The organism is Paenibacillus chitinolyticus, assembly GCF_045038035.1.
GTDB classification, from domain to species: domain Bacteria; phylum Bacillota; class Bacilli; order Paenibacillales; family NBRC-103111; genus Paenibacillus_F; species Paenibacillus_F chitinolyticus_A.
On record NZ_CP173427.1, the window covers coordinates 5,018,150 to 5,043,323 of the forward strand.

Genomic DNA, 25,174 nt, shown 5'->3' on the forward strand with positions numbered 1-25,174 from the left:
CCCGTTGAGGTATGCCTTCCTTCTTATCGTGCCTAGCCGCACGGCTCAAGTCTCTTTTCTGAAATGCTTCATCAGAAATTTCACGAACACTTCATCCCGGACCAGCCACGCGGCATAATGCCGCTTAATGAACCGCTCGGCTTCCTCGTACGTTTCGTACGAAGCGTCGACTTCTTCGCCGTTAATTTCCATCTTCCACTTTCCGTCAAAGGGATAAAGGAAAAACCGCGTGTCGCTGCGGCCTTCATACAACGTTCCGAAGCTGCTGTTTTTCACGTTGTAGTAGTTGCGGAAAGCGTCCGTGCGGATCGGCTCGACAGAGAACGGCTCGGCCACATAGGACGGGTAAACCTCGTCGGTCAGCGAGCAGCCGGAAGCCTTCGCGTGTCCGCCGCCGCCGTAGCGTCCGGCCACTTGGGAAACATCCACGTGATCGTGGATGGTCCGGAAGCTGACGCGCTTGCCGCCCATATTCAGAATCGCGATGTAGTCCAGATGCGGGTAGTCCTTGCCCAGCTCGTTGCCCAGCTCGGAATGGTACGATTCAGCGTGGACGACGCCTACGCAGTAATCGTGAATAAAGGTCTGGACGATTTCCCGGCGTTTTCTCCGGATGTAGCGCTCGATCTTGCTCTCTTCCATATCGAGAATCTTTTCTTCGAAATCGTCAAAAGCGAACGGCTCGCTCCCCAGGAGGCGGGGCACCATCTTTTCCTCGAACTCATCGATGGACACGAGGTAGAACAGATCGTTCAGCCGCTTGGCCTGCGCGTTGCCGTTCGCCTCCCATTCCCAAGTGTCGTACTGGCGGACCAGCTCGACGAATTCATCCAGCGCCGGAGTCGCTTTCAAAAACCCGTTCCGAAGCAGGTGCTCGTAGAACAGGGACGTCGCGGAAGCGAGCCTCCCGTCGGGATACGCCACGGTAACCGCCGCCCATGGATACGCATTGAAGTGAAGCGCCGTCTTATGGTGGTCGATCATGCTGATTTTGCCGCCGGCTTGCGCGTATTCGTTCAGCTCCTGCTCGTTCTGTTCGTTAACCGACAAATCCGTTATGTAGAGGTACTCGTGCTTGACCTTTCCCTGCCGGGCAAGTTCCAGAAACTTCTGGACCTGGACGTTCAGTCCTTCCACGGAGTTGTACCGGACCTCCGCTTCTTCACCGAACGCGCATTTGGCAAGAATGCCGCAGCCCACTCCGTCCAGGTCGTTATGTGTATACAAATGAATCATCGGACTCCGCCTCCTTGCCGTTAATTTCCCGTCCTTCGCCGGACGGGTTGAATCCCTGCTAATTTTTCCACAGAACGGCCGGACTATGCAACCCTCTTTCTTTCGCTTCCACGACAAAAGGCACTTCCGCCGGTGAGATACCGCGTCTCGCGCGAGTACCTGGACCGGGGAAGTGCCCTGCCGGAACGGCTCTATTCAATGCCATTGTTGAACGTGCAATCAGATGTTACTTGGTCAGTTGACCGGTTCCTTGCCGGATAAATCCCGCCATTTCACGACGAATTCGCTGTGAAACGCTTCGCCCTTGTATTCGCTGTGCTCCTCCAGAGCGTTCCCGCATTCGCAGGAAATCTGATCGGCGCCGTAATTGTCCGTGCCGAACACGATGCGCTCGTCCCGGTAAGCACGCTGTCCGGGCACCACTTTATGTTCTTCTCCGCAGTTCAAACAGCGGATGACAAACCCTGCAGTCATGCCTTTCATCTCCCCCTGCTCTTATGATTCGTCCAGAAAATCCTTCAACCGTTTGCTGCGGCTCGGGTGTCTGAGCTTACGCAGGGCCTTCGCCTCGATCTGGCGGATTCTTTCGCGGGTGACGCCGAATACCTGGCCGACCTCTTCCAGCGTGCGGGTACGCCCGTCGTCAAGCCCGAAGCGCAGACGCAGCACGTTCTCCTCCCGCTCGCTCAGCGTGTCGAGCACGTCCTCCAGCTGCACCTTCAGCAGCTCGAACGCGGCGGCGTCGGCCGGAGCCATCGCGTCCTGGTCCTCGATGAAATCTCCCAGGTTCGTGTCGCTTTCTTCGCCGACAGGGGTCTCAAGCGACACCGGCTCCTGGGCGATCTTCATAATCTCGCGGACTTTCTCTACGCTGAGCTCCATCTCTTTGGCGATTTCCTCGGGAGCGGGCTCCCGTCCGAGATCCTGAAGGAGCTCGCGCGATACGCGGCTCAGCTTGTTGATCGTTTCCACCATATGAACGGGAATACGGATCGTGCGCGCCTGGTCGGCGATGGAGCGGGTGATGGCCTGACGAATCCACCAGGTCGCATAAGTGCTGAATTTATATCCTTTGGTATAGTCGAACTTCTCGACGGCCTTCATCAGTCCCATATTGCCTTCCTGGATCAGATCAAGGAACAGCATGCCGCGGCCCGCGTATCTTCTGGCGATGCTGACGACCAGACGCAGATTCGCTTCCGCCAGAATACGCTTCGCTTCCTCGTCGCCCTGCTCGATCCGTTTGGCGATATTGACTTCCTCCTCAGCCGAAAGAAGCCCTACACGTCCGATTTCTTTCAGGTACATACGTACGGGATCATCCATGCGGATGCCATGCGGCAAAGACAGGTCATCTTGCTGTCCGCCCTGCTCCGCCTCCCGGGAGTCGTCTTTCCCCGGTTTCATAAACGGATCTAGTACCGGTTGGAATTGTCCTGCCTCTGTTCCTGTTTGTTGATCTTTTGTCATATGCTCAGCCCCCTGCTTCCCGAAACCGGAATCACGTCCAGTGCATTGTCGTTCTCTTCGTTCTGCACCCGCCAAAGCCCCGGGTAATGACCGCAACTGCAGCCGCTATAATTATAAGTATTGACATCAAGATGAAATTATGATATATTGTAAATATCTAACTTAAAAATAAGTACTTGTGATTTTATCACAACTTTCCTTTAAATTCAAGCCCTTTTTCACTTTCCGTGGAAAAGGGTTTTTCTATTTTTTTCTTCTCGTAAATCCGCCGAAAAAAGAATCGGCCTTTCCGTATTTTGTGATAAAATGATTCATATTGTATAGCAGATAAAGAAGGATGAGTACTTTGCGAGAATTGATCTTTCCCTCCAAACAGACCGGTGATTCGCTGCTTTTCGCCCAGTCCCATCACGGACACTTGCTTCACCGGATCAAACTGGTTTCCATACTGCTTATTGCCGTCTATCCGTATTACTTCTACGCGGATTTCGTTCTTTACCGGGACGTTCCCGACGAGGCTTACAGGTACGGCTCTATCGGCATTCACACGCTGAGTATGCTGATCTCGGTCCTGTTCCTCGTTCTCTACCACCTGCTTCGGAATCAGGCTGCCGCTTCGCGGACATTCTGGCCGCCCCTCCTTGTAACTACCTATACGGCCCTCTATCTATTTATCGGCATGCTCTCTGCGATCAACAGCCAAAGCCTGACCGGGAACGTAGACGCCTATATCATCATTCTGCTGAGCGCGGCCATTATCCTTCCCATCCACCCCAAGAATTTTTTGGTTATTCTATTAATTAACCATCCGGTGTTCCTAGTCCTTCTTTCTATGGCAAACAAAGACAAGTACTCTCTGCTTACGAAGGAAATCAATACGACCGCTACGGCGGCGATCGCTTTTTTTGTCGCCCTGACCCTGTATAACCTGAGAAAAAAAGATTTCACCAACACCCGGAAGCTTCAAGAGAACGAAATCCGTTTCCGGAAGCTGTTCTCCGTCAACCCGTATCCGCTCGTTCTTTCCAGGATCCGGGACAATACCATCGTACAGCTTAACGCAGAAGCCGCAGAGTTTTTTCAAATCCCGCTGGACAGCGGCACGCCCGCCGACGCCTCCATCATGTATCCCGGCGTCCTGGAGAAGGATGAAATCATCCATGAGCTGCTGCAAAAAGACAGCATCAAGAACCTGATCTGCCAGCTGTCCGTATCGCCTCATACCCACAAATGGGTCATGATCAACTACGAGCTCATCGTATACGATAACGAGACATGCGTGCTCGCGGGAATTACGGACATTACAGAGCTGAAAAAAGCCGAAGCCGAACTGGCGCGCTACGCGTCCCTCGACGCCCTGACCGGTGTGCTGAACAGAGGCCACGGGATGGCGCTTCTCCAGCAGGAACTTGTCCAGTGCGGAGAGCAGGGCGGCGAGCTGGTCGTCTGCTTCGTCGATATCAACAATTTGAAGGAAGTCAACGACCGCTACGGTCATGCCGAAGGAGACTCGCTCATTAACAAAGCGTGCGAAGTGCTGCAGCGAAATCTGGAACCGGAAGATTATCTGTTCCGCTACGGAGGAGACGAATTCGTTCTGGTATTTCATACTCCGCCGGACGCCGCCGACCTCATCTGGAGCCGCATCCGCGAAGATCTGCTTACGCTTAGCCGGGAACCGGACAGTCCTTTTCCCGTTTCCGTCAGCCACGGTTTCTTTCATATAGGGCCGGACACGGACATGTCCGCCGCCGAAGTGATCGATGCCGCGGATAAAGAAATGTATATCGAGAAACACTCGTACAAAAAAAACACGTCTTCGCTTGCCGATACGCTTTAACCGTATCCGTCTCCGAACCTGTCCCCGTTCGCCCTGCCCGGCGCTTTCCCCACCGGCCGGGATCGGGGATTTGTGACTGCTTTCATAATCCGATATCCTCCTCCAATTAATTCCAAGTTCGCAACCAAGCCGAGGCGCGCCGTATCTTCGGGGAATAATTTCATGCCCGCTATTTGTACGATCATCTGTGCGGAAGTCAGGTCCAACTGGAATTGTTCGCTTACATTGTACGGATGCAGCCACTTCTTATCGATCCTCAGCTTGCTGATTTCCTCGTGAAGCTGTATGGCCTGCAGTTGTTGAATGGCCTGGACGGACTGCTGGACGTCTTTTTCCATCAGCGCTTTCAAATCCCTATCGAAAACGATTCCCTGCATAAATTTCAATTTAGTCAGGGCAACCGTTTTAAAATTCAGCATTTCGTGAATTTCCATCGTTTCATGCGGTGCCAGATGCTTTTGATCCATGTGATAGTCACCTCATTTCCCGGCATGTTAACAAGACTGTTTTCACCCCGTTCCGGTCGCTTATACCAAACTCCTCCTTGAAATAAAAGGTAAAAACAAGCGCATATATTTAAACTATGCCGCTTACCCCTCACCCCGATGTCTCATCCAATTTCTGCTTTTATTTTACCGATCCGACGCTATATCTCTTCCAATAATTCCGCTGCCTGTTTTACTCTCATCATTCGCACTCCTTAGAGCTGCAAGGCTTACGCCCCGGTGACCTCGCCTACCCGCGCAGGCCGGCTTAACCGTTAAGCAAATGTTGTCAACAAGCCTCATGACGAAACCTGGTTTTCCTTTCGTTGTAGTTGAAAACGGTTTATTTTACGATTATTTCACTCCCCTTTGTCAGAGAATACAGGTGAAGGGAAATAGGTAAGGAGGATATCCGGATGAGTGAAATGACGAATCAGCAAAATGCTTCCGGCGGCTTGCGCGTATGGGTGCAGCGCTTCGGAAGGTTTTTAAGCGGCATGGTTATGCCGAATATCGGGGCATTCATTGCCTGGGGGTTAATCACAGCTTTATTTATTCCTACCGGCTGGATTCCAAGCGAATACATGGCCAAATTGGTAGACCCGATGATCAAGTACCTGCTTCCTCTCTTAATCGGGTATACCGGTGGACAGATGATTCACGGCGCCCGCGGAGGCGTAATCGGTGCGGTCGCTACCATGGGGGTCGTAGTCGGCTCGGACATTCCGATGTTCATCGGTGCCATGATCGTCGGTCCTCTGTCCGCATGGGTTCTGAAGAAATTCGACCAGGCGGTGCAAGGCAAAATCCGCTCCGGATTTGAAATGCTCGTCAATAATTTCTCCTCGGGCATTATCGGAGCCATCCTGGCTCTCGCGGCTTACACGGGCATCGGCCCCGTGGTAGAAGCGCTGAGCAAAACGCTTGCGGCCGGTGTGGAGGTACTCGTCAATGCCGGTCTGCTGCCGCTTGCGAACATTCTTATCGAGCCCGGCAAAGTATTGTTCCTCAACAATGCGATCAACCATGGCGTGCTCAGCCCGATTGCTTTGGATCAGGCATCCCAGACGGGTAAATCCATCATCTTCATGCTGGAGTCGAACCCGGGTCCCGGTCTCGGCATCCTGCTGGCCTATTGGCTCGTGGGCAAAGGAACCGCGAAGCAGTCCGCTCCCGGCTCGGCCATCATCCACTTCTTCGGTGGAATTCATGAAATTTATTTCCCGTACATCCTGATGAATCCGCGGCTCATTCTGGCCGCAATCGCCGGCGGTGTAACCGGAACGTTCACCTTCTCGCTGTTCAATGCCGGTCTTGTCGCAACCGCTTCTCCGGGCAGTATATTCGCCTATATCGCCATGGCTCCGAAAGGCGGCCTGCTCGCTGTCTTGAGCGGTGTCCTTACGGCGACGATCGTCTCCTTCGCCGTGGCCGCGCTGCTTCTTAAAACGAGCCGCAAAGGGCAGGAAAACGATCTCGAAGAAGCCACGGAAAAAATGAAAGAAATGAAAAACGCGCCGGCTGCCGCGGCTGCAGCCAATCCCGGTTCCGTTTCGGCGGCGGCTGGCGCATCCGCGGCAGAAGCGACGGCCCCTTCCGATCAGAAAAGTAAATCGGAAGTTTCCAAAATCGTCTTCTCCTGCGACGCCGGAATGGGCTCCAGTGCGATGGGCGCTTCGATCCTCCGCAAAAAAATCAACGCGGCCGGAATTCCCGTCACCGTGACGAACACGGCGATCAGCGAAATTCCGGATGACGCGGACATCGTGATTACGCATAAAACGCTGACCGACCGGGCCAAGTTAAAGGCTCCCAAAGCGGAGCATATTTCCATCGACAACTTTCTGAAAAGCCCCGAATACGAAGAGCTCGTCAAAAGACTGGGCGATTCGGAGTAAGGGTCCACGTAACGCTGACGGCTTCCGTCGGCGTTACGGCCATTTCTAACACAGGGATGATGCCATATGAAGGTATCGAAAAGACAACGGCAGATCATTGACTTTCTGCTGGGCAGACAGGACGAAGTGACTGCGGCGGAAATTGCCGGGGAAATTAACGTAAGCGCAAGAACCGTCCACCGGGAGCTGGCAGATGTAGAAGCCGTTCTGCGGCAAGCCGGAATCTCCCTGGTAAGAAGGTCGGGCTTCGGTATTCGGTTGGAAGGCAGCCCGGAGAAACTGGAAGCATTGAAGCAGAGTCTGACACCTCCGGAAAAAGGCCACCATACCTCCGAGGAGCGTAAGGTTCTCATTCTCGGCTGGCTGTTGAGCGGCAGTGAGCCCGTCAAGCTGTTTTCACTCGCCCATGACCTCCGAGTGGCGGTTCCGACCGTAACGGCGGACCTCGACGAACTCGTGGAAGGCTTGCGAGAAAAAGGCCTGAACCTGGAACGCCGCAGAGGCTTCGGCGTTCATATCGACGGTCCGGAGCCGGCGATGCGAAGAGCGATTGCCGAGTTGATCCGGGAGCATATGAGCGACTCCGAATTGTTCGGCAGGCGGGATTCCGCAGCCGCCGATCCCGTCATCCGGCTGCTTCTTTCCCTTCTCGGCAAAGACGACGTCTTCTTCCGGGTGGAAAAAGCGCTCTGGCATCTGGAAACCCGATGGCCGAAAAAATTGCCCGAAGCGGAATACACGCTGCTTCTTATCCGCCTGTCGGTCGCTCTCACCCGAATCCGCGAGGGCAAGCTCGTAGAGCCGCGGGAAGAGGCATCCGGCGAGGAGCCCGCAGACCCGGATGACAAAATCGGCTATTTCCTCGGCTTTCTGGAGATGCCGGTTCCCCCGGCCGAACGCGCCTTTCTCGCGCGTGAGCTCGCCTGCTGGGACAATCCTTACCGGGAGCTCGATGACCGGCTGCTGCCGGGCGACCTCCAGCTGGCCGAGTCGGCCGTCCGGTTAATCCGCTTTATGGAAGAGCGGCTCGGAATCGGGCTGCTCCAGGACCGTTCGCTGATGAACGGGCTCGTCCACCATATGAGACACTCCCTGCAGCGGATCCGGGACGGAACCGTTATCCGGAATCCCCTGCTGACTCAGATCCGGAAGAAATACGAGAGTTTGTTCGATCTGGTTCGCCAGGCCATGACCCGCACTTACCCGGATTTGGCCGTTCCGGACGAGGAAATCGGCTTTCTGGTGCTTCACTTCGGAGTTTCACTGGAACGGGCCAAAGAATTTCCCCGCAACGTCCGGGCCCTTCTCGTGTGCACCAGCGGAATCGGATCGTCCAAAATGCTGGCGGTGCGGATCAACAAGGAGCTGCCTCAAATCGAGCTTATCGGACGCGCTTCCTGGTTTGAAGCGTCCCGCTATCCGGAAGATCAATACGATCTGATCATCTCCACGGTCGATCTTCCCGTCGATCCCAGCCGGTACATCAAGCTCAGTCCCTTGCTTACGAAGGACGAAACCGAGAAGCTGCGTACTTTTATCCAGACTATCACGCTGAAAGAAACGGCGCAGGTTTCCCGGACAGGGGATGCCGCTCATGATTCCGATATGCTCCTCCGGCTGAGGAACGTAAAGAAATATGCGGAGGAAATTATCCATCTGATCGAGCATTTCGAGGTTTACGCCGAAGAAATCCCGCCCGGCGGAACCGATTTGAGAAGCGTTCTGTATAGACTGTGCGGGCGCGCGGAGCTTCAGGGAGGATTAACGGACGTTGAGCCGGTCGTGCAGCAGTTGATCGACAGGGAGGCTCAGGGGAGCCAGCTCCTATCGGATACGGAGCTTGCCCTTTTTCATACGAGAAGCACCGCCGTCCCCCGTCCTTATTTGTCCTTGTTCCGGTTGAGCGAACCGCTCTACTTGAAATCGGACTCCGGGGAAGAACAGCCGGTTCATCACATTTTATTCATGCTGGCTCCACGCGAAATCTCGAAAGAGAGCCTGGAAATTTTAAGCGAAATCAGCGGACTTCTGCTTTCCCCCGAGTTGATCTCGCTGCTTCAAGCGGGCGACAAAGACCCGATCAAGCAGTTTTTTTCACGGGAGCTGGAGCAATTTTTACAATTAAAAATGGAATGGAGAGTTTCATCATGAGTATTCTAGCCGCAGATAAAGTAAAACTGAACGTAAAGGTCACGGACAAATACGAAGCGATCCGCCTCGTGGGGCAAATGCTGGTGGATGCCGGACATGTGCCTGCCGAATATATCGGTAAAATGATCGAACGCGAAGACGATCTGTCCACTTACCTCGGAGAAGGTCTGGCGCTTCCGCACGGAACGAGCGATTCCAAACATATGGTCCAATCGACGGGAATGTCCATCGCCATCGTCCCGGACGGAATCGACTTCGGAGCCGGAGAGCCCGCTTATCTGGTCATCGGCATAGCCGCTTCGGGCCACGAGCATATGGAGATTTTGACGAATGTGGCGGAACTCGTTTCCGACGAAAACACGATGAAACAGATTCTGGATGCCGATACGCCGGAAAAACTCATCGAAATCTTCGAACAAGGGATGCAGGCATGAAGAAGGCGGTCCATTTCGGAGCAGGCAATATCGGCAGAGGCTTTATCGGCTTGCTTCTGTCCCAGTCCGGTTTTGAAGTTTCCTTCGTTGACGTCAATTCGGACCTCGTCAACCTGCTGAACGAGAAGAAACAATATACCGTCACCCTGGCCAATGAACAACAAGATGCGACAGTAGTCAAGCAAGTATCCGCCGTTAACGGTACCGATCTTTCCAAGGTGGCGGAAGCCGTAGCCGAAGCGGACCTGGTCACTACCGCGGTCGGCGTGTCCGTTTTGAAGCATATCGCCGCGGGTATCGCGCAAGGCATCTCCAAGCGATTGCAGACTGACGCACCGTCTCCTCTTCATATCATCGCATGCGAAAATGCCATCGGAGGCAGCACCCGGCTCAAAGAGCACGTGTACAGCCATCTCTCGGCGGATATGCGGGAACTCGCGGACCGCTTCATCGCTTTCCCCGACGCGGCCGTAGACAGAATCGTCCCGATTCAGCGGCATGAGGACCCGCTCGCGGTAACGGTCGAGCCTTTCTATGAATGGGTAGTAGACCGCTCCGCCATGCTGAACGGCTTCCCGGAAATTGCCGGCATTCACGCGGTAGACAACCTGGAGCCCTACATTGAGCGGAAGCTGTTCACCGTCAATACGGGACACTGCAGCGCGGCTTACCACGGCTACCTTCGGGGCTATGAAACCATACAGAAGGCAATGGCCGCCGAGGACGTTCTGGACGAAGTCCGCAGCGTGCTTCATGAAACCGGGGCAATGCTTGTGCGTAAATACGGCTTCGACGACGCGGATCACCGCCGCTATATCGATAAAATTCTGGAACGGTTTGTAAATCCGTACCTCACGGATGAAGTGGTGCGGGTCGGACGTTCCCCGATCCGCAAGCTTTCCCCGGACGATCGTTTGGTCCGTCCGGCGCGGCTGGCCTACGAGCTCGGGCTTGAAACCGGCCGCTTGACCAAAGCGATGGCCGCTGCCCTGCGCTTCGACTATGCCGACGATCCGGAGGCGGTTGAGCTTCAAACATCCATTCGCGCGAATGGCGTGAGCAGAGCGACGACGGACATAACCGGTCTTCCGGAGAATCATCCGCTTCACAAAGGTATCATGGACCATTACGATTCCCTCCGGAAATCTTAACGGCCTGTACAGAAAAAGGACCCGCTGCCGCGGGTCCTTTTTTTCATTCGCTCGTTTAGTTGACCGTCACATAGACTTGGGTCGATTTTTTCGCATACGTAACCGTAATCGTGGCCTTGCCTTTGCCGGTTGCCCGGATGATACCGTCTTTCACATCCGCTACACGGATGTTGGAAGATTTCCACAACGCCTGGACCGTAGCGTCCTGCTCGGACAGATCCTCGAACGTTGCCGTAGCCTTCACGTTCGCCGTAGCTCCCGCTTTCAGCTCCACGGTAACTTTATCGGTTTGCAAGTATTTCAATTTGTCCACATCAACGGGAACCGAAATGCTCTTGCCACCGAACGTTGCGGAGACCGTCGTGCTTCCCGCGCTGACGCCCGTCACTTTCCCTGCGCTCACATCCGCGATTTTGTAGTTGCTGGACTTCCAGAGGACGCTGGAAGTAACGTCTTTCTTGCTTCCGTCCGAAAGGGTCGCCGTTACTTTGATTTGAACGCTCGATCCGGATTTGGTCGTCACGAAACGCTTGTCCACTTCGAGAGAAGAAACGACGCCGATTTCGACCGGAATCGTAACCGTCTTGCCGCCGTACTTCGCGGTGATCGTCGCTTTGCCGCGGGAGACCGGAGTCACGAGACCGTTATCCACCGTGGCGACTGCCGCGCTGCTGGAGGTCCACTCCGCCTCTTTCGTCACGTCTTTCGGCGTTCCGCTGCCATCCGTGCTCGTAAGAGTGATCCGTTTATTCTCGCCGAGATCGAAATTCAGGAACGACGGGTTCGCCGTCAGCTTGTCCGCCATATCGACTTGAACCTTGAATGTAACCGTCTTGTTATTGAAAGTGGCCGTAATGGTGGATTCCCCGGAAGCGACACCCGTTACCAGACCGGCATCTACGGTCGCCGCTTTCTCATTGGAGCTCGTCCAGGCCGCTTCTTTCGTCACATCTTCTTTGGTGCCGTCCGAATATGTCGCCGTCAGGTCCAGCACCTGAGTACCGGCCTTTTTCAATGAAATGGTGGTCTTGCTGCCGGTGGTCAACGTTTTCAGCACACCTACGGACACTTGAACGACAGCCGTTCTCGTACCGTACTTAGCCGTCACTGTAGCGGCACCCGTACCTACGCCGGTAATTACACCTTTGCGTACTTCCGCGATGTCCGCCGCGCTGGAGGTCCAGTCGGCTTTCTCCGTTACATCTTCCACCTTGCCGTCGCTGTAGATCGCGTTCAGCGTTACCTTCTCGTAGCTGCCTACTTGGAAGTTAACGGTTTTCACGCTTGCTTTGATCGTGTTCGGAATATCGACCGACACTTTAACAGTGACGGTTTTGCCGCCGTAAGTCGCGGTTACGTTGGCTTCTCCGGCTTTACGCGCGGTCACTTTGCCATCCGTCACGCTGACAACCGATTCGTTGTCGACCGTCCATTTGGCTTCATCCGCCACGTCTTCCTTCGTATCGTCGGCATAGGTCGCCCATAGGACGATCTGCTCCTCTTTGCCGGTTTGCAGGAACAACGGCTCCTTCTCGGCTTCCAGACGCTTCGGAACATCCACGTCTACGACGACCGAAACGGTTTTCGTGCCGTACTTGGCCGTAACGGTCACTTCGCCCGTAGCATTCGCGAACAGCTTGCCCTTGACGACGCTGACGATATTCTCGTCGCTGGAAGTCCAGTCCGCGCGAGCCGTAATATCATCGGAGCTCCCGTCGGCATAAGTCGCTTTCAGGCTCAGCTGCTCCGTGCCGTTTTTCTTCAGCAGAACCGTTTCCTTGCCCAAGTCCAGCTTGATGGCATTGTCCACGTCTACCTTGATAGACGCCGACTTCGTGCCGTAGCTTGCCTTGATCGTAGCTTTACCCGGTCCGTACCCGGTAACTTTGCCTTTCAGGACATCCGCCACATTCGGGTTGTCGGATTCCCACTCGGCGATGTCCGAAACATCCTCGGAAGTGCCGTCGGGATAAGTCGCGATTAGCGTGATCGCCTCCGAGTCTTTCAGAAGCATGGAGATCTGCGATTTATCGGGATCTACCCGCTTCGCGATTTCGATGCTGACCGGTACGGAAACGGTCTGGTTGTTATATTTCGCGGATACGATCGCCGTACCCGAGCTTTGACCCGTGACGAGACCGTTGACTACCGTAGCCACGGAACCGTTGTCGATGTTCCATTCGGCCTTCTTCGTTACGTCTTCGTTCGTACCGTCGTCATAGTAGGCCGTCAGTTTAATTTGTTCGGATTTGCCTTTGCGCAAATCAATCGTTTGTACGTCTTTAATGAGAGAACGGACATGCTTGCTTACCGTCACGTTGACGATAACCGTTTTCCCTTTATGGGTGGCCGTAATGACGGCTTTTCCTTCTTTCTTCGCCGTAACCGATCCCGCATACACGGATGCGATTTCCGGAGAACCCGAGGTCCAGTCGGTTTTAACCGTTACGTTCTCGGTCGCGCCGCTGTCGTAAACCGCGGTTGCCGTAAGGGAAGCGGAGCCGCCTACCTCCAGCGAAAGTTCGTTTTTGTTCAGCACCAGGTTGGTAACTTCCAACGCCATCGCGCTCATTGCGCCAAAGCTGCTCGATACCAGAGTTAAGGTAAGGAATAAAGCCAAAATCCTCATTGCCCGCATCATTTCATCTCCTAGTCTTTGTTCTTGTTGGACAGCTTCACGGAAACCTGCTTAGACAAACATTCCTTCCGCAACTGTTCAAAAAGCTGACCTTCTTTTCGTGCCGAACCCGAACTGTAATTTCGACGTCCTTGTCGGTACCTGGAAAATGTGAGCCTCCTTTTAGGTCAATGGCGTTCGCCCGGCAGAAACGGTAACTTCCGAATTAAGCGTTTCATTAACGCTTGACTGGCGATTTACCCAATTGTTGGAATCACCTTGTTCTAATATCGACAAAAGGCAACAAAATGTTTAGCCTCGTCTCCATAAACTATCGATCATGCAGAATATCTCCATCTTTTTCCTATCCCTTCTTTTTACGTTGAAAACAAAAAAGAGAGATTCCATAAAAACAGAATCTCTCTTCCTAAAAGAAAATGCCTCCCCTTTAATCAAGAAAGGACGTGACCGCCGAAGCGTTTATTCCCCGTCCTTGCGGCGGCGGGCTACACCGGACTCGTAAGCGGCCTGTACAACGGCGGATCTGACACGGTCGGCAACCTTCTGGTTGAACACGCTCGGGATGATATAGAGCTCGTTGAGCTCCTCGTCCGTGACGACGGAAGCAATGGCGCGGGCCGCCGCCAGTTTCATCTCTTCCGTCACGCGGGAAGCCCGGCAGTCCAGAACGCCGCGGAACAAGCCCGGAAAGCAGAGCACGTTGTTGATCTGGTTCGGATAGTCCGAGCGGCCGGTAGCCATGATCCGGACGTACGGCTCCGCTTCCTCCGGCGAAATTTCCGGCGTCGGGTTGGCCATGGCGAAGACGATGGCGTCCTTCGCCATATTCCGGACGTCCTCTACCTGGAGGACGCCGGGACCGGAGACGCCGATGAACACGTCGGCGCCGGCTATGACATCGGCCAGCCGCCCCGTTTCCCCATGCGGATTCGTGTTCTCCGCATACCAGTTCCACGCGTCGTGTCCGTACTTCGTTCCGCGAACGAGGGCGCCCTCGCGGTCTACGCCGATGATGTTGCTCGCGCCGGCCGCAAGCAGAATCTTCGTGCAGGCGATACCCGCCGCGCCGATGCCGCAGAGGACGATCTTGCAGTCCTCCAGTTTTTTGCCGACGATCTTCACGGCATTCAGCAGACCGGCCAGGAGCACGACGGCCGTACCGTGTTGGTCGTCGTGGAACACAGGGATATCGAGTTCCTCGACAAGCCGGCGTTCGATCTCAAAGCAGCGCGGGGACGATATGTCCTCCAGGTTAATGCCTCCGAACGCGGGCGCGATCCACTTGATCGCGCGGATGATCTCCTCCGTATCCTGCGTGTCCAGGCAGATAGGGAATGCGTCCACACCCGCAAGCTGCTTGAACAGCATCGCTTTGCCTTCCATAACCGGCATTGCCGCTTCCGGACCGATATTTCCGAGTCCCAGCACCGCCGAGCCGTCCGACACGACGGCAATCGTATTGCGCTTGATGGTCAGGGAATGCGCCTGCCGCGGATTTTCATGGATCGCCATGCAAACCCGTGCTACACCAGGCGTATATACGCGCGACAGATCGTCGCGTGTTTTGATCGCCACTTTGGGAGTAACTTCGATTTTGCCGCCCAAATGAAGCAGGAACGTCTGATCGGATACCTGCAGCACTTTTACGCCGTTCAGTTTGCGCAGCGCGCTTACGATCAGCTCACTGTGAAGAGCGTCCAGAATGTTCACGGTGATGTCCCGGACCGTCGTCGTTTTGCCGGCACGGTTCACGTCCACCGCCACAATGTCGCCTCCCGCGTCCGCGATTGCCGCGGCAATCTGCACGAACGAGGTAAGCTCCTTGTCGATTTCAAGCCTTAAAATAATGTTCGTACTTGCACCCGCAGGCACTGACATAGGTTTTCACACTCCATCAATTCAGGTAGGGTCTCTTCCAGCTCGCTGGATTGTAGAAGCTATGACCCACATGGTACCGCTTTCAAAGCGGAGTGTGAAGTTTTCGGGCATATTGTGCCTTTCGGTCTTTTTGTTCACGGGTGTTAGAAAGAAAAGTCGATGTCTTTGCCTACAGCAGCGCGTAACGGTTAATGGGCCTCCCGATGCCGCCGTAAGAGACCTCCAGCCTCACCCTCCGGCTCTTCTCGAGATAATCGAGATAACGGCGTGCCGTGACGCGGGCAATACCGATGCCGTCGGCTACTTCCTCCGCCGAAAGAGCACGGGCCTGCTGCCGCATAAACAGCATAATCTGCCTCATCGTGGCCGGGTTCAGCCCTTTCGGCAGCTCGCCGAGGTCCGGCAGCCCTTCCTCGAAGCGCCCGGACCAGGCGGCCCCGTCAGCCCCGGTGCCGATTCCGATGCCGCCTGCCGGGTATGCGGGCGCTCCGCCGGCGGCAGGACCGGCCGCATGGCCCGGGTACGCTGCCTGGCCGGCGGCCGAAGCGCCGGAGCCGGCCGCCGCATACGGGCCGGAGCGGAATGCCGCGTCTCCCGGAAGCCGCGAAGCACCGTGGTCCCCGCCGCCCGTACCGGCGCCGGTGCCCCCGGGCAGCTCGGCGCCGCTTCCCGGAGGCGCTGGCTCGACGCTGCCGGGGTCTCCGCCCGCAGTTCCGTGAAGGATCGCGTCCAGCTCCGCTTGGGTCAGCGCGCCTTCGGCCGCCAGGGCTTCCCGGTGCGCCCTGTACTGCTCCAGGGCGTCCCTCACCCGTTCGAATTTGAACGGCTTGATAATATAATCCCGAACGCCTCGGCGCACCATCTGCTGGATCGTGGGCGCGTCTTTGGCGGCCGTAACGACGATCACATCTACGGGAAGAGCCTCGGCCCGGAGTTTTCTTAATGTCTCCAGCCCGTCCTGGGAGGGCATGTACACATCGAGAAAAACCAAATCGGGCCGAAGCTCGCCCGCAAGCCTGAGCCCGTCAAGGCCGTTCCCGGCCGCCCCGACGACGCGAAAGCCTTCGACCCGCTCGATAAACTGGCGGTTCACTTCCTGGACCATCGGATCATCTTCGATGAGAAGCACGGTGATAACCGTCTTTAGTTCTTTGACATTCATCGCATTCCCTTCTTTCTGAACAAACTCTCGGCTTGTCCGACTTGTCGCTTCACGCTTTATAGTATAAACCGCATCCCCCTGTATCGTTTCGGGGGAATACGGCCGTATCGCCGTGTCCGCCCGCTAAACCGTCCGCCGGTCCCCGTTCTGTCCCTGCATGGAGAACATGACGATCATGCTTGTGCCGACGTTTTTCTGGGATTCGCATTTCAGCTCTCCCCCGCCTTTGGTTAAAATCCGATTTACAAGAAACAGCCCTATACCGCGGCCTTCCGTGCTTTTCGTCGAAAAGCCCTTTTCCAGCATCCGTTCCCGGGTCTTCTTGTCCATTCCGCAGCCGTTGTCCTCCACAAGCACGGAAAGCACCTCATCGTCCTGTTCAATGCTGATGTACACTTCTTTGTCCGTACGCCCCGAATCTTCCAGCGCATCGAATGCGTTCTCAATCAAATTGCCCAGCAGAAGCACGAAATCGTGCCGGTCGAGACGAGGCGGAAACTGCCGCAAGCCGCTGCGCCGGTCCACGTCTACTCGGATACCGAGCTCCCTGCCCCGGCTCACCTTGCTCAGAAGAAGCCCGGCAATGCTCTCGTCCGTGAAGCTCCCCCGCAGAAACGTCAGCAGCTCTTCCTGCTGCTCGGATACCTCGAACAGATAATCCAGCGCTTTCTCCTTCTGATCCAATTGGATGAGGCCCGCAATCGTATGCAGTTTGTTCATGTATTCGTGATTCTGAACCCGCAGCGCCTCGACAAAAGCCTTCACGCCCGTCAGCTCCTCCGCCATTCTCGTCACATCCGTGCGATCCTGGAAGATCGCCAAAGCCCCGATGGGCGGGTCTCCCGGCTTCAGCCGGATCGGAATCCGGTTGCTCCAGATCAGGGCGTTGCCCACGAGCAGCTCCTGATTGTAGATCGGCTTTTTCAGCTGCAAAATCTCGGGGAGGCGGGTATCCGGCAGCACATCCCGGATCTGACGCCCGACCACGTCTCCGCTGATGCCGAATATCTGCTTGGCCCGGTCGTTGAAAATACTGATCCGCTCCGAATTGTCCACCGCGATAGCGCCCTCGTGCATCGACTCGAACGCAGCCGTCCGTTCCCGGAACATCCGGGCGATTTCCTGCGGCTCCAGGTCGTACATCTGCCGCTTCATATGGCGGGCCAGCTGCCAGGAGCCGAGTATGCCGAATCCCAGCGACAGCACGGCCGTAGCGGCGAACGGTCCCCGCTGGCCCCAGATCATCTGCCCCAGGCTCGGCATCAGCTTGCCTGCCATCACGACGCCGATCTGCTGATGCTGGTCGTCCATCACGGGAACGTAGGCCCTCAGCGCCGTTCCGACCTCGCCTTTTACTTTGGACAAATACGTATGCTCGGCAAAGGCGGGTTCGGCGTCCTTGTCCTCCAAATATTCACCGATCCGCTCCTTTAACGGGTGAGTCAGACGCTTTTTGTCCATATTCAGCACCACAATGTACGAAACGTCGTTAATGATGCGGATATTCTCGCTCGTGGACGACAGATCTCCGCCGGGCGATTTATTTATGACAGCTTCACGGATATCCGGCAGATTCGCAACCGTCCTGGCTGTAATCATCAGCCTTTGTCCGAACTGTTCCTCCTGCAGACGGGTCATACTGCCCAGTATGATAATGCCTCCGATAGCCAGCGAGAATGTAACCAGCCCGAAAGCGAGGATTGCGATTTTCCAGTACATGCGTATGTTATTGAGCAGCATGCCATGTCTCCTTTGCGCCCTGTCGGCCAGATCCCTTCATGTCCCCAGTATACCGAAAAATCCGAGAGTTTGCTCCCTGTCCGCAGAACAACAGAGGATTGCACCGTTTCGGGATGTTGTGAAATAATAGGCGTAACGACCGGGAAAAAGGAGTGGGGAAATGAAACCCGCTGTCATCATAAGCTTGTTCGTCCTTCTCGGACTGTGCGCCGCCGTCATCATCGGATTTCGCCCCAGCCTGTCCTCCCCGCTTCCTCACGACGATGAGCAGAGCGGACTCAAAGAGCGGATCACGATCAAATTCAGTCATGTCGTAGCCGAAAATACACCTAAGGGACTGGCCGCCGAGCATTTTGCCAACCTGGTCGCCCAAAAATCGCAGGACCGCATCGAAATTCAAGTATTTCCGAACGGAATGCTGTACTCCGATCCGACCGAGGTCGATGCCTTGAAGCGCGGCGACATCCAAATGATCGCGCCTGCCTATTCGAAGCTGTCGGCCGAAGCGCCCGCTTTCCTGGCGCTCGATCTTCCGTTCGCCTTCCCGAACCAGCAAGCGGTGGACGAGGCCCTGCAAGGGGACATCGGAAGAACGCTTGCGTCTACGCTGGAAGAGCACGGCATGAAAGGCGTCGCTTACTGGACCAACGGCTTCAAGCAGATGACTGATAACCGGAAGCCTCTGCACAAGCCCGAAGATTTCGCGGGCCTCACTTTCCGCATCATGCCCAGCAAAGTTCTGGCAAGCCAGTTCGCCCGGCTCGGGGCGAAGACCGCTTTTATCCCCTTCACCGAAGTATACCGCAATGTCGAGCAGAACAGCGTCGGTGGGCAGGAAAACACGATTTCCAATATTTACAGCAAACGGCTGTACAAAGTCCAGTCCTTTATGACGCTGAGCAACCATGGTTATCTGGGCTACGCCGTCATTTTCAACAAACCCTTCTGGGACAAACTTCCTGCGGACGTCCGCCGCATCCTCCAGGAAGCGCTGGACGAAACCTCCTTATGGATCGGCATGCAGGCCCGCGAAATCAACAAGCTCCAGCTGGAGGAAATACGCAAAGCGGGGACGATGCAGATCGACGAGCTGAGCGAAGCGGACAGGCAGAGCTGGATGCAAATTCTGGAGCCGCTGTACGGCGAGTACGACAAAGAGATCGGGCACGGTCTCGTCGCCGAGATCCGGAAGCTGCGCGAGCGGTATTCCGCGCCTTGAAGCGGGAGAAGTCCCGCCGCATCGGCCGCCGCCCGCACACCTAGGCGCGAGCCGCAAGGCCTTGCAAGCCGCATCCCGGCTAACGGCAGCAAGGGCCGTTCCTATCGGCCGCCGCCTCGCCGGAGGGTTGGCCGCCATGACCGGCCGGCCCTCTTGGCCGGCTATCCGGCCATGCCGCAGCTCGGCTATAGCTGCGGCACGGCTAATGGCCTGTTCCACGGCCAACAGCCTGCCTAAGCAGCGGCATAACAAACAGCCTGAGGATTTTCCTCAGGCTGTTTGTTATCGTTGCGGGGCGCGATACCGCAAGCGAACGGTACGCGTCCGGCATTATTTGTTCCGGTTCTTCCCGAACAAGCCGCTTAGCTGACGCGCCGCCTCGTTATACGGCCGAATACCGCCGTTATTGACGTGGAAATAGAAATTGCCGTCCGCGAAGCCCAGGTACGTGTTCCGGTCCTTCACCATCAAAATTTCTTCCGACGGCTCCAAGTAATAGTAAGTGGAACCGAATCCTTTGAAAACGGCCACACCCGGCAGCTCGACTTCTCCGGATTGAAGCTTTTCCTCTACCGCTTTATACATAATCCCCGATGTCTTGCCCTCATAGTAAGCGACATAGAAATTTTTGTATTCTTCGGCATCGTCCCCGTCCAGCTCATCCTGCCCTTTCAGGAACGGAGTTCCGAGAAGGGCGGAAACGTCCTCCGCCTTCTGGCCGAGACGCAGTCCGTTCAGCACAAAAGCTCCGGCCTCCACTCCGACAACCGGCTTGTCGAACCGTTGGCCGTATTTGCCCGTTTTCTCCATGACACGGTCGATCAGGACGGCCGCCTCCGCACGGGTAATCGGAGCATCCAACGCCAGATCGCCTTCGGCACGCCCCTGCAGAATGCCTTCTTTTACGCAAAGAGCGACAGCCTCTTCATCCGGAACGGATTTAAACCGCCATTCGGGCCGGATCAGCTTGCTCACGATTCGAACGATGTCGAGACGGGAAGCGGGGTCGAGCATCGTGTTCCGGTAAGCTTCGTCCACCAGGCCTATCTTCGCCTGCGCTTGGTTCCAATAAGCTCCGTACCAGGCCGCGTAGCCGCCGAGGTTGGGTTCGTAAGACGGATCGTTGGCCATAACGGCCATCTTGACGAATTGGATGCCCGTTACTTTCGCATCGGGATCGAACGTTTTCTCGGACACCCCGTCAATCACATGCATTTGGGACGTGTTGATTAAACTTTCCTGTGCCCAAGGCACGCCGTCAATATCCTCGTACAGCCAGTGAGCGCTTGCGGGCGACGCAGCCGTGACCAGAACGAACGCGGCTCCTGCGGTCAGGGCGCCTTTTTTCCAAAAAGATCGTTTCATTCCTCTATGTTCCCCCTTATTGTGTAAGTGCGTCTCCACCACATGGTATGCAGTACCTTTCGCGATAGAAGAAGCAAAGTCCTCTCTCAAACGAAACCAAAACGGAGCCAAAAGACCTTAAAGACCTTTATGACCGAATACTTGTTTGTAACCGCTTACTTTTCTACAATGGGGACACAAATCGCCTTCCGCGTGAAAATCGAAAGGATGTCAGCCATGAAATTCAACTTCCGTAATTTGACGGTCCAGGTCGTTATCGCGATTCTGCTCGGTATTCTAGTCGGTCACTTTTTCCCGGCTTTCGGTGTCCAGCTTAAAGTACTGGGAGATATCTTTATTAAGCTGATCAAAATGGTCATCGCCCCGATCGTCTTCTTCACCGTAGTTAACGGTATCGCCAACATGGGCGACATGAAGAAAGTCGGCCGGATCGGCGGCAAAGCGCTGCTGTATTTCGAAATCGTCACCACCGCCGCGCTCGCTATCGGTATCATCGTCGTCAATCTGGTGAAGCCGGGGGCAGGACTCGACCCGAGCAAAGCGAAGGGCGATATCACCCAGTACACTAAAGCGGCCGCGGAAACGAGCCACGGTTTTATGGACTTTCTTATGGGCATCGTGCCGGACAACGTCGTAGGCGCCATGGCCAAAGGCGAACTGCTTCCGATTCTGTTCTTCGCCATCTTGTTCGGTCTCTCTCTTACCGCTATGGGCAAAAACGCCAAACCGGTTACCGATTTGTTCGACAAACTGACGCACGGCTTCTTCGGAGTCGTCAATATGATCATGAAAGTATCTCCGATTGCCGCATTCGGTTCCATGTCCTACACCATCGGCAAGTTCGGTATCAAGTCTCTGAGCTCGCTGGGCCTACTTATGGCCTGCGTCTACATCACGATGTTCCTCTTCATCCTGTTCGTTCTCGGTTCCATCGCACGGATGTACGGCTTCCGCATTCTCGCTTTCATCAAATATATCAAAGAAGAAATTCTTCTCGTACTCGGTACCTCCTCGTCCGAATCGGCTCTTCCGCGACTGATGGATAAGCTGGAGAAGTACGGCTGCTCCAAGTCCGTTGTCGGCTTGGTCGTCCCGACCGGCTATTCGTTCAACCTGGACGGCACCTCCATCTATCTGAGCATGGCGGCGATCTTTATCGCCCAGGCTTACGGCATCGATCTTACGATCTGGCAGGAGCTGACGCTGCTCGGCATTCTGATGCTGACCTCCAAAGGTGCGGCGGGCGTCACCGGCTCCGGCTTTATTACACTCGCGGCGACACTGGCCGCCTTCCCTTCCATTCCGGTCGCGGGAATGGCGCTGCTGCTCGGGGTAGACCGCTTCATGTCCGAAGCGCGCGCCATCACGAACATTATCGGAAACGGCGTAGCGACGGTTGTCATCGCCAAAATGGAAAATGAATTCCATCCGGAGGACAGCGCACAATCCACCCAAGATTTAAGCAATCTTAACACTAATCGTGTTTTATAATAGCAATCCGTTACTTAACAGTAGTTGAATAAATAAGTAGATTGTACGGCGGACAAGTGAAACTTATCCTTAATCTTTGTATTCGCCCTTTGTATTTCAAATGGGATAAAAGAGTTAAAGGCCGTCTCATCCTAGTAGTCAAAACTACAGGTGAGACGGCCTTTATCCATTGGACGAAAACTAGTTAAATTTTTTTCTGGCCTGGCCTGGGACGCCCTACTAATCAAATAACGCATTCTCATCCAGTTATTTCAAGTTGTCCGAATCCGTTTAACGGCAGCACCTGCGGGGTAAGGATATGCTGTAGCCGGAAGAAGTTAAGCGAAATGAAAGACTCTGTACTAAACTTGAGGAGGTAGTTCAAAATGGATAAAAAAATTGTTGGTGTTTTCGATACAGAAAGAGAAGCTATTCAAGCGATCGACGGTCTTAAACAGCAAGGTTTCCATGCCGACGATATCTCCGTTATTGCCAAGGATAAACAAGATTCAGCCGATATTCTAGATGAAACCGGAACGAAAGCTCCGGAAGGCGTAGCCACGGGCGCAGCTACAGGCGGCGTACTCGGCGGCGTGACCGGCCTGTTGGCCGGCATTGGCGCACTCGCCATTCCGGGCGTGGGTCCCTTCATCGCGGCGGGACCAATTGCCGCTACATTGACGGGTGCCGCTGTCGGAGCGGGCGCAGGCGGTCTCGTAGGCGGCCTGGTAGGCATGGGCATCCCGGAGGATGAAGCCAAGCAGTACGACAACTATGTCAATGAAGGCAAAATCCTCGTCCTCGTCGATTCCGATGCCGAACGCGACACACACGTATACGACACGTTCCGCACGAACCGTTCCCTGAACGCGTCTTCCTACGACGATCAGGTGTTCCGCGATACGGACACCCCGGCATACGACGTCAATTCGGGTCTGCCTTACAACGGAACGAATGACGACATCGACCGTTCCCGCCGTCTGTAAGAACGCATTAAGCTGATCGGAAATGTTCCCTATAAAATAAAACCGAAAGACCCGGTCCTAGTATAAGGACCGGGTCTTTCCTTTATAAATTTCCTAGCCGGGCGCTTATGCTAGGCCATATTACCCTTGAGCTTGCCCGGTGTTGACTCTTGACTGCTAACTGCGTAACGCACATGGAACGTTCGCGGGCATCTGATGCCAACTGGCCGGATTGACCTCCAAAGTATCTTACACTCCGTCACCGGCACCGCAAATATATTCGGCCAGCGTACGCACCATGGCTCCGGTGCCGCCCTTCGGATCGATGCCGCGATCTCCCCAAAGCCATGCCGTACCGCCCGTATCCAGATGAATCCACGGCTTACCTTCGGTGAACGCCTCGATAAACGAGCCGCCCATAATCGCTCCCGCCCACTTGTGGGCGGCCGAATTTTTAATGTCGGCGACCGAGCTGCGGAGCATTTCCCGGTATTCCGGGAAATTCGGAAGCTGCCATACCTTTTCTCCCGCTTGGATCGAAGCCTGGAGAACGGAAGCGAGGAAGGCATCGTCGTTCGTTTGAGCGCTTGTGGCGACATCGGCGAACGAGACGAGAACCGCTCCCGTCAGCGTGGCGATGTCGATCAGCCGGGTTGCCCCTTTCTCAATCGCATAGGTGACGCCGTCCGCAAGGATGAGACGCCCCTCCGCATCCGTGTTCAGCACTTCGACTGTCCGTCCGCTTAAAGTCGTAACGATATCGCCCGGACGCATCGCCGTTCCGGAAGGCATATTCTCGGCGGCCGGTATGACAATCCGCAAGTTGATGCGCGGCTTCAGGCGGCCCACCACAATCAGCAGTCCGAGCAGCACCGCGGCTCCCCCCATGTCGCTGATCATCTCTTCCATGCCGCCCGCAGGCTTGATGGAAATACCGCCGGTGTCAAAGGTGACGCCTTTGCCGACAAGCCCGAGCACCTCGCCCGACGAAGGATCGCCGTCGTAGCTCAGCGTAATCATGCGCGGCGGGTTCGCGCTGCCGAGGCCGACGGCCGCGAGCGCTCCCATGCCGCGCTCCACAATCGCCTGCTCATCCAGCACCTCGCAGGCGATTCCGAACTGCCCGGCCAGCTTCTCCGCTTCCTCCGCCAGATCGGAAGGAAGCAGCAGATTGCCGGGCAGGTTCGTCAGGTCGCGCGCATAGTTCGTCGCGACCGCATACGCTTCGGCGGCGGCCACCGCCGCCTGCAGCGCTTCCCCGTTCAGCGCGTCCCGCTGAACGAACAGCTGCGCCGCGGCCAGTTCCTGCCGCGGCTTCGCCTCCCGCGCGTACGTCGCGATGCGGTACGCGCCGAGCAGCAGCCCTTCCGCCACGGTGAACACCGCCGAGGCGGAAGACGCCGCACCCGCAGGCCGCGCGCCAGCCGCGCTCACGGCCTGCGGTGGGGCGGACTCGCCCGCGGCCGCCGATGCATCCGCCGCGCGCACGACCTGCGGCTCCGCTTGCACGCCGTCAACGCTTGCGGCCTTCACCGGAGCGCTTCCCGCCGCTTTGACTTGCGCCTCTGCGCCGGCAGGGACCGCTCCGGCTCCGCCTACGCCCTGCGCCGCAAGCGGAGCCGCGTAGGTCCCGCCGCGCGGAGGCTCAGCCGGGAAGGCTCCCTCCGGCAGCAGCACGGCCAGGCGGCCCAGCCCGAGCCGCTGTGCCTCGCGGGCCGCTTGTACCGCGGCAAGCCGCAGCGTGTCGCGGCCCGCCGGCGCCGCACCGAGACCGGCGGCGATCACGTACGGCGCGGCCAAGCGCCCGTATGCCGGAAGCACGGTCACTTCACCGGCGCCTCCTTTGAAGCGTCCGGCCCGCTTCAGCCGGTCCAGCTCAGTCCGGAGCTCCGCCGGCAGATCCGGCAGGCTCCCGGGGTCTTCCCCCTCAGCCGTGAAGAACAGCAGGGCATCCGCATCTGCCGAGACCCATCCGCCGCTTTCCGTGATAGATAGTTTCGTATTCGTTGTATAGTCCGCTCTCATCTAAAAATTCAGCCCCTCTCATGCCTCTGGCGGCAAGTCTTTCCCTT

The 25,174-nt window shown here is 56.0% G+C and carries 16 protein-coding genes and 3 pseudogenes; 8 read left to right on the plus strand and 11 right to left on the minus strand.

The features are described from left to right. Nucleotides 1-45: 45 nt before the first annotated feature. The 3 genes from ACI48J_RS22595 to rpoD form a co-directional block, all read right to left on the minus strand. Nucleotides 46-1,236, minus strand: coding sequence for a DHH family phosphoesterase (locus ACI48J_RS22595; RefSeq protein ID WP_405080335.1), 1,191 nt, complete (start codon nucleotides 1,234-1,236; stop codon nucleotides 46-48). Between the two features lie 234 nt (nucleotides 1,237-1,470). Further along, nucleotides 1,471-1,710 (minus strand): hypothetical protein, encoded by a 240-nt coding sequence (locus ACI48J_RS22600; RefSeq protein ID WP_231392109.1) that lies wholly within the window; start codon nucleotides 1,708-1,710, stop codon nucleotides 1,471-1,473. A 21-nt stretch (nucleotides 1,711-1,731) separates the two neighbouring features. Beyond that, a complete protein-coding gene (gene rpoD, locus ACI48J_RS22605) occupies nucleotides 1,732-2,643 on the minus strand; it encodes an RNA polymerase sigma factor RpoD (protein WP_196809670.1) in 912 nt (303 codons plus the stop codon). 400 nt (nucleotides 2,644-3,043) lie between these two features. Here rpoD and ACI48J_RS22610 point away from each other — a divergent pair, with 400 nt between their 5' ends. Then, nucleotides 3,044-4,546, plus strand: coding sequence for a diguanylate cyclase domain-containing protein (locus tag ACI48J_RS22610; RefSeq protein WP_405080336.1), 1,503 nt, complete (start codon nucleotides 3,044-3,046; stop codon nucleotides 4,544-4,546). Between the two features lie 284 nt (nucleotides 4,547-4,830). On the opposite strand, the pseudogene ACI48J_RS22615 reads toward ACI48J_RS22610, so the two are convergent. Beyond that, nucleotides 4,831-5,013 (minus strand): annotated as a pseudogene (locus ACI48J_RS22615) (spore coat protein); the annotation flags it as partial. A 443-nt stretch (nucleotides 5,014-5,456) separates the two neighbouring features. Here ACI48J_RS22615 and ACI48J_RS22620 point away from each other — a divergent pair. The 4 genes from ACI48J_RS22620 (at nucleotide 5,457) to ACI48J_RS22635 (ending at nucleotide 10,665) form a co-directional block, all read left to right on the plus strand. Beyond that, nucleotides 5,457-6,929, plus strand: a complete 1,473-nt coding sequence (locus ACI48J_RS22620; RefSeq protein WP_405083272.1) for a PTS mannitol transporter subunit IICB — start codon at nucleotides 5,457-5,459, stop codon at nucleotides 6,927-6,929. A 66-nt stretch (nucleotides 6,930-6,995) separates the two neighbouring features. Beyond that, nucleotides 6,996-9,080 carry a BglG family transcription antiterminator gene (locus ACI48J_RS22625; protein WP_405080337.1) on the plus strand — a complete coding sequence of 695 codons (2,085 nt, stop codon included), beginning with the start codon at nucleotides 6,996-6,998 and terminating at the stop codon, nucleotides 9,078-9,080. Then, the gene (locus ACI48J_RS22630) at nucleotides 9,077-9,514 is read left to right on the plus strand and encodes a PTS sugar transporter subunit IIA (protein ID WP_326052161.1); all 438 of its coding nucleotides are present in this window, start codon (nucleotides 9,077-9,079) and stop codon (nucleotides 9,512-9,514) included. The genes ACI48J_RS22625 and ACI48J_RS22630 overlap by 4 nt, the downstream gene beginning before the upstream one ends. After that, nucleotides 9,511-10,665, plus strand: a complete 1,155-nt coding sequence (locus ACI48J_RS22635; protein WP_405080338.1) for a mannitol-1-phosphate 5-dehydrogenase — start codon at nucleotides 9,511-9,513, stop codon at nucleotides 10,663-10,665. The genes ACI48J_RS22630 and ACI48J_RS22635 overlap by 4 nt, the downstream gene beginning before the upstream one ends. Nucleotides 10,666-10,720: 55 nt before the next feature. Here the strand turns inward: ACI48J_RS22635 and ACI48J_RS22640 are convergent, their stop codons facing one another. From ACI48J_RS22640 to ACI48J_RS22660, 5 genes and pseudogenes are all read right to left on the minus strand, one after another. Next, nucleotides 10,721-13,306: an Ig domain-containing protein gene (locus ACI48J_RS22640; protein ID WP_405080339.1), complete on the minus strand. Its 2,586-nt coding sequence runs from the start codon at nucleotides 13,304-13,306 to the stop codon at nucleotides 10,721-10,723. A 456-nt stretch (nucleotides 13,307-13,762) separates the two neighbouring features. Further along, nucleotides 13,763-15,181, minus strand: coding sequence for an NAD-dependent malic enzyme (locus ACI48J_RS22645; RefSeq protein ID WP_326052164.1), 1,419 nt, complete (start codon nucleotides 15,179-15,181; stop codon nucleotides 13,763-13,765). 169 nt (nucleotides 15,182-15,350) lie between these two features. After that, nucleotides 15,351-15,575 (minus strand): annotated as a pseudogene (locus ACI48J_RS22650) (helix-turn-helix domain-containing protein); the annotation flags it as partial. Nucleotides 15,576-16,034: 459 nt separating this feature from the next. Then, nucleotides 16,035-16,343: pseudogene (locus ACI48J_RS22655) on the minus strand (response regulator); the annotation flags it as partial. Between the two features lie 123 nt (nucleotides 16,344-16,466). Further along, entirely contained in the window at nucleotides 16,467-18,083 is a 1,617-nt protein-coding gene (locus tag ACI48J_RS22660) for an ATP-binding protein (RefSeq protein ID WP_405080340.1), read from the minus strand. 160 nt (nucleotides 18,084-18,243) lie between these two features. Between ACI48J_RS22660 and ACI48J_RS22665 the strand changes: the two genes are divergently transcribed. Continuing rightward, nucleotides 18,244-19,302, plus strand: a complete 1,059-nt coding sequence (locus ACI48J_RS22665; RefSeq protein WP_405080341.1) for a DctP family TRAP transporter solute-binding subunit — start codon at nucleotides 18,244-18,246, stop codon at nucleotides 19,300-19,302. 330 nt (nucleotides 19,303-19,632) lie between these two features. Here ACI48J_RS22665 and ACI48J_RS22670 read toward each other — a convergent pair whose 3' ends face one another. Next, nucleotides 19,633-20,667: an S-layer homology domain-containing protein gene (locus ACI48J_RS22670; RefSeq protein WP_405080342.1), complete on the minus strand. Its 1,035-nt coding sequence runs from the start codon at nucleotides 20,665-20,667 to the stop codon at nucleotides 19,633-19,635. Between the two features lie 216 nt (nucleotides 20,668-20,883). On the opposite strand from ACI48J_RS22670, the gene ACI48J_RS22675 reads away from it, so the two are divergent. Together ACI48J_RS22675 and ACI48J_RS22680 are read left to right on the plus strand one after the other, a co-directional pair. After that, complete coding sequence (locus tag ACI48J_RS22675) at nucleotides 20,884-22,158, plus strand: dicarboxylate/amino acid:cation symporter (protein WP_405080343.1); 1,275 nt, start codon at nucleotides 20,884-20,886, stop codon at nucleotides 22,156-22,158. A gap of 365 nt (nucleotides 22,159-22,523) precedes the next feature. Continuing rightward, entirely contained in the window at nucleotides 22,524-23,123 is a 600-nt protein-coding gene (locus ACI48J_RS22680) for a general stress protein (protein ID WP_405080344.1), read from the plus strand. A 228-nt stretch (nucleotides 23,124-23,351) separates the two neighbouring features. On the opposite strand, the gene ACI48J_RS22685 is transcribed toward ACI48J_RS22680, so the two are convergent. Next, complete coding sequence (locus ACI48J_RS22685) at nucleotides 23,352-25,127, minus strand: leucyl aminopeptidase (protein ID WP_405080345.1); 1,776 nt, start codon at nucleotides 25,125-25,127, stop codon at nucleotides 23,352-23,354. Between the last annotated feature and the right edge of the window lie 47 nt (nucleotides 25,128-25,174).

Bases quoted from the DNA above. Each gene is read 5' to 3' on its own strand.
- ACI48J_RS22595 (WP_405080335.1), bottom strand. From the start codon at position 1,236: ATGATTCATTTGTATACACATAACGACCTGGACGGAGTGGGCTGCGGC.
- ACI48J_RS22600 (WP_231392109.1), bottom strand. From the start codon at position 1,710: ATGACTGCAGGGTTTGTCATCCGCTGTTTGAACTGCGGAGAAGAACAT.
- rpoD (WP_196809670.1), bottom strand. From the start codon at position 2,643: ATGAAACCGGGGAAAGACGACTCCCGGGAGGCGGAGCAGGGCGGACAG.
- ACI48J_RS22610 (WP_405080336.1), top strand. From the start codon at position 3,044: ATGAGTACTTTGCGAGAATTGATCTTTCCCTCCAAACAGACCGGTGAT.
- ACI48J_RS22620 (WP_405083272.1), top strand. From the start codon at position 5,457: ATGACGAATCAGCAAAATGCTTCCGGCGGCTTGCGCGTATGGGTGCAG.
- ACI48J_RS22625 (WP_405080337.1), top strand. From the start codon at position 6,996: ATGAAGGTATCGAAAAGACAACGGCAGATCATTGACTTTCTGCTGGGC.
- ACI48J_RS22630 (WP_326052161.1), top strand. From the start codon at position 9,077: ATGAGTATTCTAGCCGCAGATAAAGTAAAACTGAACGTAAAGGTCACG.
- ACI48J_RS22635 (WP_405080338.1), top strand. From the start codon at position 9,511: ATGAAGAAGGCGGTCCATTTCGGAGCAGGCAATATCGGCAGAGGCTTT.
- ACI48J_RS22640 (WP_405080339.1), bottom strand. From the start codon at position 13,306: ATGATGCGGGCAATGAGGATTTTGGCTTTATTCCTTACCTTAACTCTG.
- ACI48J_RS22645 (WP_326052164.1), bottom strand. From the start codon at position 15,181: ATGTCAGTGCCTGCGGGTGCAAGTACGAACATTATTTTAAGGCTTGAA.
- ACI48J_RS22660 (WP_405080340.1), bottom strand. From the start codon at position 18,083: ATGCTGCTCAATAACATACGCATGTACTGGAAAATCGCAATCCTCGCT.
- ACI48J_RS22665 (WP_405080341.1), top strand. From the start codon at position 18,244: ATGAAACCCGCTGTCATCATAAGCTTGTTCGTCCTTCTCGGACTGTGC.
- ACI48J_RS22670 (WP_405080342.1), bottom strand. From the start codon at position 20,667: ATGAAACGATCTTTTTGGAAAAAAGGCGCCCTGACCGCAGGAGCCGCG.
- ACI48J_RS22675 (WP_405080343.1), top strand. From the start codon at position 20,884: ATGAAATTCAACTTCCGTAATTTGACGGTCCAGGTCGTTATCGCGATT.
- ACI48J_RS22680 (WP_405080344.1), top strand. From the start codon at position 22,524: ATGGATAAAAAAATTGTTGGTGTTTTCGATACAGAAAGAGAAGCTATT.
- ACI48J_RS22685 (WP_405080345.1), bottom strand. From the start codon at position 25,127: ATGAGAGCGGACTATACAACGAATACGAAACTATCTATCACGGAAAGC.